General features: G+C 61.4%; 9 protein-coding genes. 6 read left to right on the top strand and 3 right to left on the bottom strand.

Translation table 11 applies throughout. The annotated features are described in order from the left end of the window. The first annotated feature begins 7 nt into the window (after window positions 1-7). The 6 genes from ACYZTM_RS28745 to ACYZTM_RS28720 are packed head-to-tail and all read left to right on the top strand — an operon-like array spanning window position 8 to window position 6,853. Complete coding sequence (locus ACYZTM_RS28745) at window positions 8-967, top strand: AAA family ATPase (protein ID WP_008150800.1); 960 nt, start codon at window positions 8-10, stop codon at window positions 965-967. Window positions 968-972: 5 nt separating this feature from the next. Further along, window positions 973-1,917 carry a DUF58 domain-containing protein gene (locus tag ACYZTM_RS28740; protein ID WP_461986024.1) on the top strand — a complete coding sequence of 315 codons (945 nt, stop codon included), beginning with the start codon at window positions 973-975 and terminating at the stop codon, window positions 1,915-1,917. Beyond that, window positions 1,914-2,408, top strand: coding sequence for a DUF4381 domain-containing protein (locus tag ACYZTM_RS28735; RefSeq protein ID WP_131062882.1), 495 nt, complete (start codon window positions 1,914-1,916; stop codon window positions 2,406-2,408). Before ACYZTM_RS28740 ends, ACYZTM_RS28735 begins: the two co-directional genes overlap by 4 nt. Continuing rightward, the gene (locus ACYZTM_RS28730) at window positions 2,401-3,480 is read left to right on the top strand and encodes a vWA domain-containing protein (RefSeq protein WP_461986021.1); all 1,080 of its coding nucleotides are present in this window, start codon (window positions 2,401-2,403) and stop codon (window positions 3,478-3,480) included. Before ACYZTM_RS28735 ends, ACYZTM_RS28730 begins: the two co-directional genes overlap by 8 nt. Further along, entirely contained in the window at window positions 3,477-5,216 is a 1,740-nt protein-coding gene (locus ACYZTM_RS28725; RefSeq protein WP_461986019.1) for a vWA domain-containing protein, read from the top strand. Before ACYZTM_RS28730 ends, ACYZTM_RS28725 begins: the two co-directional genes overlap by 4 nt. Further along, window positions 5,213-6,853, top strand: a complete 1,641-nt coding sequence (locus ACYZTM_RS28720; protein WP_461986017.1) for a BatD family protein — start codon at window positions 5,213-5,215, stop codon at window positions 6,851-6,853. The genes ACYZTM_RS28725 and ACYZTM_RS28720 overlap by 4 nt, the downstream gene beginning before the upstream one ends. 92 nt (window positions 6,854-6,945) lie before the next feature. On the opposite strand, the gene ACYZTM_RS28715 is transcribed toward ACYZTM_RS28720, so the two are convergent. Genes ACYZTM_RS28715 through ACYZTM_RS28705 form a run of 3 tightly spaced genes read right to left on the bottom strand, consistent with a single transcriptional unit; the run spans window position 6,946 to window position 12,082 of the window. Then, window positions 6,946-8,541, bottom strand: coding sequence for an ATP-binding cassette domain-containing protein (locus tag ACYZTM_RS28715; RefSeq protein ID WP_461986015.1), 1,596 nt, complete (start codon window positions 8,539-8,541; stop codon window positions 6,946-6,948). Then, on the bottom strand, window positions 8,538-9,344 hold the full coding sequence (locus tag ACYZTM_RS28710) for a 4'-phosphopantetheinyl transferase family protein (RefSeq protein ID WP_461986013.1): 807 nt from the start codon (window positions 9,342-9,344) through the stop codon (window positions 8,538-8,540). Before ACYZTM_RS28710 ends, ACYZTM_RS28715 begins: the two co-directional genes overlap by 4 nt. After that, window positions 9,341-12,082 carry an alpha/beta fold hydrolase gene (locus tag ACYZTM_RS28705; RefSeq protein WP_461986011.1) on the bottom strand — a complete coding sequence of 914 codons (2,742 nt, stop codon included), beginning with the start codon at window positions 12,080-12,082 and terminating at the stop codon, window positions 9,341-9,343. Before ACYZTM_RS28705 ends, ACYZTM_RS28710 begins: the two co-directional genes overlap by 4 nt. Between the last annotated feature and the right edge of the window lie 14 nt (window positions 12,083-12,096).

Genomic DNA, 12,096 nt, shown 5'->3' with positions numbered 1-12,096 from the left:
GTCATCGATGGAACATCGTGAAGCGCTGCTAGCGCTGCGAACCTTTCTTTCAACGCAGATTCTCGGCCAGGAAAAACTCATCGAGCGCTTGCTCATCGCCTTGCTCGCCGACGGCCACATGCTGGTCGAGGGCGCCCCGGGGCTTGCCAAAACCAAGGCCATCAAAGAACTCGCCGAAGGCATCGAAGCCCAGTTCCATCGCATCCAGTTCACCCCCGACCTGCTGCCAGCCGACATCACCGGCACGGAAATCTATCGCCCGGAAACCGGCAGCTTCGTGTTCCAGCAAGGCCCGATCTTCCACAACCTGGTGCTGGCGGACGAAATCAACCGCGCCCCGGCCAAGGTTCAGTCCGCCCTGCTCGAAGCCATGGGCGAACGCCAGGTCAGCGTCGGGCGCAGTACTTACGAGCTGTCGCCGCTGTTTCTGGTGATGGCCACGCAAAACCCGATCGAGCAGGAAGGCACCTATCCGCTGCCCGAAGCGCAGCTCGACCGCTTTCTGATGCACGTAAAAATTGGCTTCCCTGACGCCGCCGTCGAACGTCGGATCCTGCAACAGGCCCGTGGCGAAGCGTTGAACGGCGAAACCAAACCCGAGCGCCGGGTCAGTCAGCAGGCGATCTTTGCCGCGCGCAAGGAAATCCTCGGTTTGTACATGGCCGACGCCGTGGAGGAATACCTGGTGCAACTGGTCATGGCCACGCGCACCCCGGCCAAATTCGACCCGGAGATGGCCGAGTGGATCGCCTACGGCGCCAGCCCGCGCGGCTCGATTGCCCTCGACCGCTGCGCCCGGGCCCACGCCTGGCTGGCCGGTCGCGACTTTGTCAGCCCGGAAGACATTCAAGCGGTGCTGTTCGATGTGCTGCGTCACCGCATCATTCTTTCCTTTGAAGCCGAAGCCGCGGGCATCGACCAGGACCGAGTGGTCCAGCGGATTCTCGACGTCGTAGCCGTCGCTTGACCCCGATGAACGCCATCCTGCCACCCGAACCGGGCATCCGTGTCAGCCTCGCCGAGCTGATCGAGATGCGCCATCGCGTGCGCGAAGTGCAGCTGTTTTCCACGCCGAGCCAGCGCAGTCCGCTGATCGGCCTGCACCACTCCAAGCTACGCGGGCGCGGCGTGGACTTCGATCAGGTGCGGGTCTATCAGGCCGGCGATGACGTGCGAAGCATCGACTGGCGCGTCACCGCCCGCACCCAGGAACCCCACACCAAGCTGTTTCACGAAGAACGCGAGCGACCGATTTTCATCATGGTCGAGCAAAGCCGTCGGCTGTTTTTCGGCTCTGGACTCATGTTCAAATCGGTACTCGCCGCCCAGGCTGCAAGCCTGATTGGCTGGGCAGCACTCGGCCATAACGATCGGGTTGGCGGGCTGGTGTTCGGCGACAACGAGCATTACGAGATCAAACCCCGGCGCAGCAAACAAAGCCTGCTGCAACTGCTTAACCGTCTGGTACGGGTCAATCAGTCGCTGCACACCGAAAGCGAGCAAAACCGCGACTCCCTCAACCTGGCGTTGCGGCGTGCACGGGAAGTGCTGCGCCCCGGCAGTCTGGTGATCGTGATCTGTGACGAACGCGCATTGACCGAAGGTTCCGAACAGCAGTTGAGCCTGTTGTCGCGCCATTGCGATCTGTTGCTGCTGCCGCTGTCCGACCCGCTGGACCACGCCCTGCCCGCCGCCGGGCTTCTACGTTTTGCCGAACGTGGTGCGCAACTGGAACTCGACACGCTCAATTTCGACCTGCGCCAGACTTACCGCGCCCAGGCCGAAGCGCGCATCGCCCGCTGGGAACTGCTCGCGCAAAAGCTGCGCGTATTGCTGATGCCCTTGAGCACCCAAAGCGAGATGGTCGAGCAACTGCGCGAGTACCTGAACCCACAGAAACCGGGGAAAGGTCGATGAGCAGCCTCGATCAACTGCAACCGCTGATCTCCCCGCCTCCCATCGAGTTCTGGCCACCCGCGCCCGGCTGGTGGCTGTTGGTGTTGTTGCTGCCGCTGATCGGTTTCGGGCTGTGGAAGGCGCGGCGATTCATTCCGAACAAACGCCCGATCGTGCGCGCCGAACAACCGCTGGACCCGGTGCGTATCGCCGCACTCGCCGAACTGGCGCGGTTGCCAAAACCCTACGACGGCGCACCGGCCGGCGCCTGGTTGCAGCAACTCAACGGCTTGCTCAAGCGCCTGTGCCGCAACCATTACCCCTACAGCCAGAGCCATACCCTCAACGGGCGCAAATGGCTGGCGTTCCTCGACAACCGCTGCCCGGCCGCCGGCCTGACCCGCTGGATGGTGCTGGTCGAAGGCGCCTACAAACCTGAATGCAAACTCGACGACAAGGCCATCGCCGGCCTCACCCAGGCCGTCGACACCTGGATTCGCAAACATGTTTGAGTTCGCCTGGCCGTGGATCTTTGCCCTGCTGCCGCTGCCCTGGTTGATGCGCATCCTGCTGCCGGTGGCCGACAGTGGCGAACCGGCGCTCAAAGTCAGCTTCCTCAATGACCTCGAAGGCCTGGCCCGCCGCCGTGCCCGGGCCAACCTGCCGGCCTGGCGCCAGCAAGCGCCGTTCATTCTGTTATGGCTGTTGTTGCTGATAGCCGCGGCGCGCCCGCAATGGCTGGGTGAACCACTGCCGATCGCTGCCAGTGGTCGCGATCTTTTGGTGGCGGTGGACGTGTCCGGCTCCATGGATTTCCCCGACATGCAGTGGCAGGACGAAGACATCAGCCGACTGTCGCTCGTTCAGCATTTGCTCGGTGATTTCCTTGAACGTCGCGACGGTGATCGCGTCGGCCTGATCCTGTTCGGCAGCCAGGCTTACCTGCAAGCACCATTGACGTTCGACCGACACACCGTGCGCGTGTGGCTCGACGAAGCGCGAATCGGCATCGCCGGCAAAAATACCGCCATTGGCGATGCGATCGGCCTGGCCCTCAAACGGCTGCGTATGCGTCCGACCCAGAGCCGCGTACTGATTCTGGTCACCGACGGCGCCAATAACGGCGGCGAAATCGACCCGCTCACGGCGGCGCGACTGGCGGCGAAAGAAGGCGTGAAAATCTACTCGATCGGCATCGGCGCCGACCCGGAGCAAAGTGGCACCTTGGGCTTCCTTGGGATCAATCCGAGCCTGGACCTCGACGAACCGGCCTTGAAAGCCATCGCCCAAGCCACTGGCGGTCAGTACTTCCGCGCCCACGATGGCAAAGAGCTGCAGACGATCAAGGACACCCTCGACAAACTGGAGCCGGTGACTCAGCAACCGACCCAGGCCCGCCCGGCGCAGGCGTTGTATCACTGGCCTGTGGCGATGGCGCTGCTGCTGAGCATGTTGCTGGTGGTGCGCGAGCGTTGGCCGGACAACGCGCTACAACGGCTGTTCACCAAGGATCTGTTTTTGCAAACGCAACTGCCTGACTGGCGCCAGCGGCTCAAACGCCTGCGTCTGCGGAGGCGCCGATGAGTGCGCTGTGGCCGTACTGGTTCCGCCCCTGGTGGCTGCTGTTGTTGCCGTTGCTGGGCTGGCTGCTCTGGCAACTCTGGCACCGGCAAAAACGCGCTGGGCGCTGGCAGATGATCCTGCCACCGGCCTTTCACGCCGCCTTGTTGAGCGGTGGAAACGGTCGCGACAGCAAGCTGCCGTGGGTCGTCCTCGGCGTGGCGTGGGTGCTGACCGTCCTGGCCTTGTTGGGGCCGAGTTGGGAGCGCGTCGAACAAATCAGCCAGAAACCCGCCGACCCGCTGGTGGTCGTGCTTGAGCTGACCCCGGAAATGCTCGCCACCGACGTCGCGCCGAACCGACTCGAACAGGCCCGACGCAAACTGTTGGACCTGCTGCAAATCCGTAGCGACGCCCAGACTGCAATCGTCGTCTACGCTGGCAGTGCCCACACCTTGGTGCCCCTGTCGGATGACCTGTCGACCAGCCGCAATCTTCTGGACGCGCTCAAACCTTCGCTGATGCCCGAGGCCGGTCATCGCGCCGATCTTGCGGTGACCAAGGCCCTGGCCCTGCTGAATCAGGGCGCTTTGGGTGACGGCCGGATCCTGTTGATCGGTTCAACCCTTACAGAGCTGGAACGCGAAGGCATTCGCCAGGCGCTGGACAGAAAATCGACGCAGTTTCTGATGCTCGGAATCGGCACTGCCGAAGGTGCGCCGGTCGCACAGGAGGACGGCAGTTTCCTCAAGGACGATCAAGGCGCGATTCTGGTGGCACGCCTGGACAGTCCGAGCCTGAAAGCCTTTGCCAATGAACTCGGCGGACGCTATCGCCCGGCGCGTCTGGGCGATACCGACTTGCGTGGGCTCGGCCTGCTCGACGGTCCACGTACGCTGCGCAACGACGGCCAGACCTTGCGCCTGGACACCTGGGCCGATCAGGGTTACTGGTTGCTGCTGCCGTTGTTGCTACTGGCGGCGTGCGCCGGTCGCCGTGGCTGGTTGTTCTGCCTGCCTTTACTGTTTCTGCTGCCGCAACCGAGCTATGCCTTCGACTTCGAAGACTTGTGGCTGCGCCCCGATCAACGGGGCCTGCATTTACTCAGGCAAGGCCATCCGGCCAAGGCTTCGCAGCATTTTGAAGATGCGCAGTGGCAAGGCGTGGCGCTCTACGAGGCCGGCGACTACAGCGGCGCCGCCCAGCGGTTCGCCGAGGGCAATGACGCCCACGCCCACTACAATCGTGGCAACGCCCTGGCCAAAAGCGGTGAGCTGGAAGCGGCGCTCGATGCTTACGATCAGGCACTGGAGCGGCAACCGGATTTGCGCCCGGCACAGACCAACAAGACACTGGTAGAAAATCTGCTCAAGCAGAAAAACGCACCGCCACCGGTTGAGCCGCAGAAATCCGCCGATGACGACGCCGAGACCAGCGCGCAGGAACCGCCACCGGGTGCCGCCACGCAACCGGCGGACAATGACCACCCGAAATCCGACGCCGAGCAGGCCACGCCGGACGCCGGGCAGCAGGCCACAACACCGCCGAAACCGGGCACCAATGAAGTCCCGGGCAGTGAACTGGGCGATGAGCAAACCACCACGCCACCGCTGCGTCCGGCCAGCGACAATATCGATGGCGAACAGCGTCAGGCGCTGGAGCAATGGCTGCGCAAGATCCCGGATGACCCGGGTGAACTGCTCAGGCGCAAATTCTGGTACGAACAGCAACAACATCAGGATCAGGAAAAAACTCGATGACCCGCTTCACCCTTTTCATGCTCGCCCTGCTGTTCTGCACCGTTCAGGCCCAGGCAGCGGCGCTGGTCGCCAGTGTGGATCGCAGTCGCCTGAGTTCCGGTGAGACGGTCGAACTGACCTTGGAATCCAACGACGTGACGCAGTTCGGCAAGCCTGACCTGGCGCCGCTGGAACCGCTGTTCGAAGTGCGTGGCACCCGCCAGGTCAACCAACTGACCACCCTCAACGGTGACAATCGCGCCACCACGCGCTGGATCATCACCCTGCTGCCGAAGGAAAACGGCAGCGTGACGATTCCATCGCTGCAGCTGGGCGAGGTGCAGAGCCAGCCGATCACCGTGCAAGTGGTCGAGAGCGAAACCCAGGACACCACGAACAAACTGGCCCCGGTGTTCATCGACGCCAGCCTCGACCAGACCAGTGTGTACGTGCAGGCCCAGGCCATCCTGACGTTGCGCATCTACCATTCGGTGTCGCTGTACGACGACAGCAGCCTGACCCCGTTGCAGATTCCCGATGCGCGTATCGAACAACTGGGCGAGTCGCGCACGTACGAGAAAGTCATCAACAATTTGCGTCATGGCGTGATCGAAATGCGCTATGCGATCTACCCGCAACACAGCGGCGAACTGACCATTCCGGCGCAGCTATTCAGTGCAACGCTCGTGGACGCGCAGCCCGCCCAGGACGCCGCAACCCAAGTGCCGAAATCCGGAAAACTGATGCGAGTCAGCTCCTCCCCGATTCTGCTGACGGTCAAGGCCAAACCCATTACTTACCCTGCCGACCTGCCATGGCTGCCGGCCCGTAGCCTGAGCCTGAGCGAAAGCTGGAACCCGGAGCCGGACCACGCGCAGGTGGGTGACTCGCTGACCCGCAGCCTGACCTTGAAGGCCGAAGGCCTGGCCAGCTCACAACTGCCGCCGCTGCCCGCCACCGACGTCAACGGCCTGCGGCGCTACCCGGATCAACCGGTGCTGAGCAACCAAAGCACCGAGCGCGGCTTGATTGGTAGTCGTGAAGATCGCGAAGCGTTGGTGCCAGGCCGCAGTGGCGCAATCGAATTACCCGCGGTGGAAGTGGTCTGGTGGAACACCTTCGAAGATCACCTGGAGCACAGCAGCCTGCCGGCCCGACCCCTGCAAGTGGCGAGCAATCCGAGCATGGTGGTTGATACACCAACGAATACCGCGCAGGTGAATGTCGGCGTCGACAGCGAAACCCTGTGGAAGTGGAAACTCAGCACGTTGATTCTGGCCTGTACCACGTTGCTGGGCTTTGGCCTCTGGTGGCGCGCCCGCTGGCAACCTGCAATCCTGCGTGCCGCGCAGACCGGCCCGAGCCCGCGCACCGTCCTCGACGACCTCAAACGCGCCTGTCAGGCCAACGACTCCCACGCCACCCGCCAGGCCCTCGACGCCTGGGCCCGGCAACAACCGGAAACCCTGGCCGACATGGCCGCCCGCTTCGTGCCATTGTCCGACGCGCTGGACGGCTTGAACGGCGCGCTCTACAGCGAAACCGGCCAGCACTGGCAAGGCGAAGAATTGTGGCGGGCAATCAAGGCGATCCCGATTGCCGAGCGGGTTCAGGACCCGGTGGGTGACAGTGGCCTTCCGCCGCTTTACCCCAAATAATCACCAATCCTTCTGGTGAAAGGACTTTTGTGTTGATGTGGCTTGCCTGTGGCGAGGGGGCTTGCCAGTTAACTCCCTCCCCATCGCCCCCCTCATGACGGTCTCTGACTGCTCAGATGAAACTCGGCATCCAGATGAATGGCCTGTAAAAAAGCGTTGTCGTGAGAAACGACGATCAATGCGCCCCGGTACTGATTGAGCATCTGCTCCAGCGCCACTTTACTGGGCAAATCCAAATGGTTGTCCGGCTCGTCGAGCAACAGTAACTGCGGTGGCCGCTGTGCATACAACTGCGCCGCCAAGGCTATTTTCAGGCGTTCGCCACCACTCAACTGACAGGTGTTGAGCGTCGCTCGATCCGCATCAATACCCATCTGCGCCAACCGCGTTCGCGCCTCGGCTTCGGGCAACTCCGGATTGCTCTCATAGAGCCATTGCACCGCCGTACGTTCGGGGTGCTGTAATCCGGCGTGTTGATCCAGCCAGCCGACATGGCAACTGCGGATGAGTTCGCCTTCGCGCACCGGCAGTTGGCCGGCGATCACTCGCAACAGGGTCGACTTGCCGCTGCCGTTGGCGCCCAGGATTGCCATGCGCATAGGCCCCGTCAGCGTCAGATTGACCGGCGCCGCGTAACCGAACGGGAGAATGACGTCGTTGAGCTGCACAATCAGCTTGCCATTAGGCACTACACTTTCCGGAGACAGCATCATGCGTTGAATGTCCGGCGCACACCGCGCACGGGCCTCGGCGATACGTTGTTGTTGCTGCTCCCGGGCCACCTGTTGATTGAGGCGCAATTTTCCCTGACTGTTTTCACTGCGCTCTTTCTGCGCATTGGTGATCAGTTTGGTTTGATTGCCGTCGCGGGCCTGACGGTCACCACGCGCATTACGCCGTTGCTGACGCTCCATCTGCACAGCCATCTCACGTTGCTCGCGCTTGGCCTGCGCCCGCTCACCTTGCAATGCCGACTGAAACGACTGCTGTTCTTGCTCGCGTGCCGCTGCATACTGACTGTAGTTGCCGCCATAAACCGCCAGCCCCAAAGGTGAAAGCTCGACGATTTCGCTCATGTGTTCCAAAAGGCCGCGGTCGTGACTGATCAACACCAGACCGTTGGACCAGCGATCGATCTGCTGCGCGAGCTTATGCTGCTGATCAATATCCAGGTGGTTGCTGGGCTCATCCAGAATGAGCCAGTCGGCCCGAGACAACCACGCCCCCAGCAGCGCGACCCGTTGCCGCTCGCCCCCACTGAGGACGTCGGTGTGCGAGTCGGCATTCAAATGGCCCAGGCCGATCTTCTCCAGCTCCGCCTCAAGGCGTGTGGCGCAATCCCATTGATCGACCGCCAGCGCATGGTCCTCATCGTCAACGCTACCCTGGGCAATGCGATCCAGCGCCGCCAAAATAAGATCGACACCTGCCAACGCGGCAACGGTGGGATAGCGCTCGGGCTCCAATAACTGCGCCACGGTGTATACCTGACCTTCGCGGCGGACGATGCCGCTGCTGGGGCGTTGTTCACCCGCCAGGAGGCCGCCAAGCAAGGACTTGCCACAGCCATTGGCACCGACGATGCCGGTGGCCCTGGAGTTGAAGGTGTGATTCAAGTGATCGAACAGAACGCGCCCATCGGGCAGGTTGTACGACACTTGATCAAGTTGAAGTAACCGTTGAGTCATGACGCTTCCTTAAACAACCGGCCCGATAGGCACGGAACCTCTCCCTGATGGCGCGCAAGAGCACCCGGCGGATGTGCAATGACCGTGAACACGGCGCCCGCCCACATTTGAAAATAACCTTCAAACAGCATGCCGGCCCTGATCGACGTCGAGAGATCTTGCATCACCCTCAACACCAGACATCCCGAGGGCAGATGGACCTCGACCAGGCGCGCAGCATCGAAATCAAAATAACGGCCAACCTGCGGAAAAACGGCCTTGAACAGACTTTCCTTGGCTGAAAAAGCCAGGGTCAACATCTGCTCACAAGGCCCCAACATTCCAAGGTAACGGGCTTCCTGGCGGTCGACGATGGTGTCGCTGATCTTAACGGCGACCTCTGGTGCCAGCCAGTTCTCAAGGTCCAGGCCCAGCAGTCCGACCTCGCAAGACTGGGCTAAGCAACTGAGGGCGATAGTTGATGTGTGGCTGATGGAGCCGACCCAACCACTCGGCCATATCGGCTGGCGATGTGCTCCCGAATGGACCTGCACCGGCGCGAGATTGCGCTTGGTGCACAACTGTCGGCTCAACCAGCGCCCCGCCAGGTATTCGGCCTGACGGCTTGGCACCGCCCGGACAATAGCTGGCGGACAGTCGACACCCGCACGGGGGTACAAACCAGGATCAAAGCGCTCCAGGTTGAAGCGCCCCGACACCGCCGTGACTGCCGCCAGGCCCATGTCTAGCGACTTGATATCGGTAAGGAACCCGTCCAGTGCGCATTGGCCCAAGTCCTGTTGGGTACAGGTCGGGTTACTCAAGGTTGCCGAGCCTGTACGAAGTCGAGCATCAGTTCATTGAAGCGCCGCGCAGCGGTCAACGGAATGAAATGTCCCTGATCGGCAAACACTTCCAGTCGGGCGTTGGGCAGGCGCTGTAACAGCGTCACATCCGCCCCGCCGATGACTACATCCTGCTGACCATGAACAATCAACGTCCGTACAGCAATGCCGGGAAGTTGCGCACTGAAATCCAGTTGCCCGAGCATCTGGTAATAACGGCTCAACGCGCTCATCGACGCCCCTGCCCCGACTTGCTCTGCGATGCTCTGCCGAGGTTCGAGCAAGATATCCAGGTAATCGGCATGGGCTTGCAGTTCAGCGTTCAACTCGATGGTTTTACCGAAGATATCATCGCCAAAACATGCGGCGGTACTGATCAGGATCATCGACTCGACCATTGCCGGGGCTCGGCGGCACAGCGCCAATGCGAGACACCCCCCCAACGACCAGCCCACCACGGGAACAGGATGGCCCTCGAGCTGTTCATTGATATAGGCCTCGATCTCCAGCACCAGCCCTTCAAGGCTAAAGCGCCCCTCATCAAGCGGGGTGCCCTGATGACCGGGATACGACGGGATATGCAGGGCGAAACCTTGGCGCCTCAGGACATTGACTTGTTGCATCCAGGCCTGCGCGCTCATGTTCAACGGTGGCAGCAGCACGATAGCGCGTCCTTGCCCGATTTGTGTCCAGGTCATTGGCGACCGGCTGACCGACGTGACGGCATCCTCCCTGGAAGCGGCAGACGAAACGGGCTGTAACTCCTCGAGTGCCTGGGCTAGAGCGACGATGGACGCAAAGTCAAAGACATCATGAGGCTGCATCCGACTGGCGCCTGCACCCAATTGGCTCAACAGTTCAATCAACGAAATCGAATCGACGCCGTAATCACGTAGCGAACGGCTGGTATCAATATCGGCCTGCTCGAAACCGAGCAATCGCGCCAGATCACTTTTCAGCGTGTCCAGAACACTGCTACGTCGCGGGCTCGATGCAGCAACGGGTGCCTGAGCAACGATCAGTTCAGTTCCCACCCAGTAGGGCTTGCGATCAAACGGGTAACCTGGCAGTTCAATTCGCGGGTATCGGGCCGCGTGCCCGATGTCGTACAGCGGCAGGTCGATACCTGCCAACCATCGCTGCAAGCGTTCGGCAAGCACGGTGTCGGGCAAAACCTCGACCTTTGAGCAGCCTACGCCGAGCTGCTCTGTCGGTGTTGCTAGCCATTGCTGCAATTGCGTCACCAAAGACAAACGAGTCGAAGCCGTGACAGCCAGACGCAGACGATACGGCTGGCTCCCTTTGCCAAGTGCCACACTGAGCGCCGCCAATTGATCGTCCGGCAGTCCATCGAGAACGCCCAGTACCTGGCGGATACGCTCATAAAGGCTGGGGCTGGATTGAGCGCTGATCAGAAAAGCCCAGGGGCCTGGGCTATTCTGCGGGTCAATCTTGCGCGGCTCCGGCTTGCCGAGCACGAGGTGAGCATTGCTACCGGTAAATCCAAAGGCACTGACACAGGCATACGCCTTGTCGGACGGCCAGGGAACTGCCTGCTCGCTGACCTTGAACCGATCAAGATCCAGAGCGGTATTGAGGGAACGCGCTAGAGGCTGGCCCGGAATGGTGCTATGACGAAAGATCAGCAGTGTTTTGATCAAACTGGCCAACCCGGAACACACCAGTGTGTGGCCAATTACGCTTTTCGAGGCGCCCAGATAAGTATCGTAAGGTTGTGCCTGAGCTCGAAAGCCGTTGACCAGCCCCGCCACCTCAATCGAATCCCCCAAGCGCGTGCCAGTTCCGTGGGCCTCGACGTAGCCGATGCGCCCCACCTCAATGCCACAACGCTCGTAGGAACTGGCGATCAGCGCCGCTTGAGCCTGACTGTTGGGCGCCATCATGCCATTGCTCATGCCGTCATGATTCAGGCTGATCGCTTCGATGCTTGCCAGCACATCCAACCCGAGTTCCCGGGCTTTGCTGGCGCTCATCAACATAATTGCCGCCACGCCCTCGGACGGGACGAAACCGTCGGCTTCGTCACCGAAGGCGTCGCAGTGCCCCCGCGCCGACAACATGTTCGAGCGCTGGGCAAACTCGAAAACCTCCGGGGTGGCAAACACCGAGACCCCAGCCACCAGTGCAGATTCACATTCACCTGCACGTAGTTGTGAAACGGCAATCTGCAAGGCTGTCAATGACGATGAGCAAGCGGTATCAAGGCTCACCGAGGGGCCATGGAAATCGTAGAAATAAGACACTCTTCCCGCCAACGACGACGTGGCGTTGCCAAGAAAGCTGTGGCTGCTGAAAGCTGATTCAGGCTCCTGCGCCAGCAGAAACTTGTAGTCTCCGGGCAGGCCGGTGCAAAACACCCCGCACTGCAAGTCGCGCAAGGTCTGGACCGGCACGCCGCAGTTATCCATTAGATGTTGCACGGTTTCCATCAACAATCGTTGTTGCGGGTCCATGCAGCGCGCTTCGTTGGGCGAGATACGGAAAAACCCCGCATCAAACTCGTCCACATGCTCCAGCAGGCCGCCATGGACCGCCGTTTCGCGCAGAGACTCCCATCGCGTGACCGGGGCAACGCAACGCTGACCGGCCATCAGGTTCCGCCAATAGGTCGACAGCGAATCGCTGCCAGGCAAACGGCAGGCTGCCCCCACAATCACCACTTTTTCGGCCGATTGCGATTTCAGGTGTGCTGTCATGTTGTGTGTCTCGT

The sequence above is a fragment of the Pseudomonas sp. MDT2-39-1 genome (assembly GCF_054898085.1).
The sequence above is the reverse complement of the archived record's forward strand: the minus strand, read 5'-3'. Positions and strand labels throughout refer to the sequence as shown.

Bases quoted from the DNA above. Each gene is read 5' to 3' on its own strand.
- ACYZTM_RS28745 (WP_008150800.1), top strand. From the start codon at position 8: ATGGAACATCGTGAAGCGCTGCTAGCGCTGCGAACCTTTCTTTCAACG.
- ACYZTM_RS28740 (WP_461986024.1), top strand. From the start codon at position 973: ATGAACGCCATCCTGCCACCCGAACCGGGCATCCGTGTCAGCCTCGCC.
- ACYZTM_RS28735 (WP_131062882.1), top strand. From the start codon at position 1,914: ATGAGCAGCCTCGATCAACTGCAACCGCTGATCTCCCCGCCTCCCATC.
- ACYZTM_RS28730 (WP_461986021.1), top strand. From the start codon at position 2,401: ATGTTTGAGTTCGCCTGGCCGTGGATCTTTGCCCTGCTGCCGCTGCCC.
- ACYZTM_RS28725 (WP_461986019.1), top strand. From the start codon at position 3,477: ATGAGTGCGCTGTGGCCGTACTGGTTCCGCCCCTGGTGGCTGCTGTTG.
- ACYZTM_RS28720 (WP_461986017.1), top strand. From the start codon at position 5,213: ATGACCCGCTTCACCCTTTTCATGCTCGCCCTGCTGTTCTGCACCGTT.
- ACYZTM_RS28715 (WP_461986015.1), bottom strand. From the start codon at position 8,541: ATGACTCAACGGTTACTTCAACTTGATCAAGTGTCGTACAACCTGCCC.
- ACYZTM_RS28705 (WP_461986011.1), bottom strand. From the start codon at position 12,082: ATGACAGCACACCTGAAATCGCAATCGGCCGAAAAAGTGGTGATTGTG.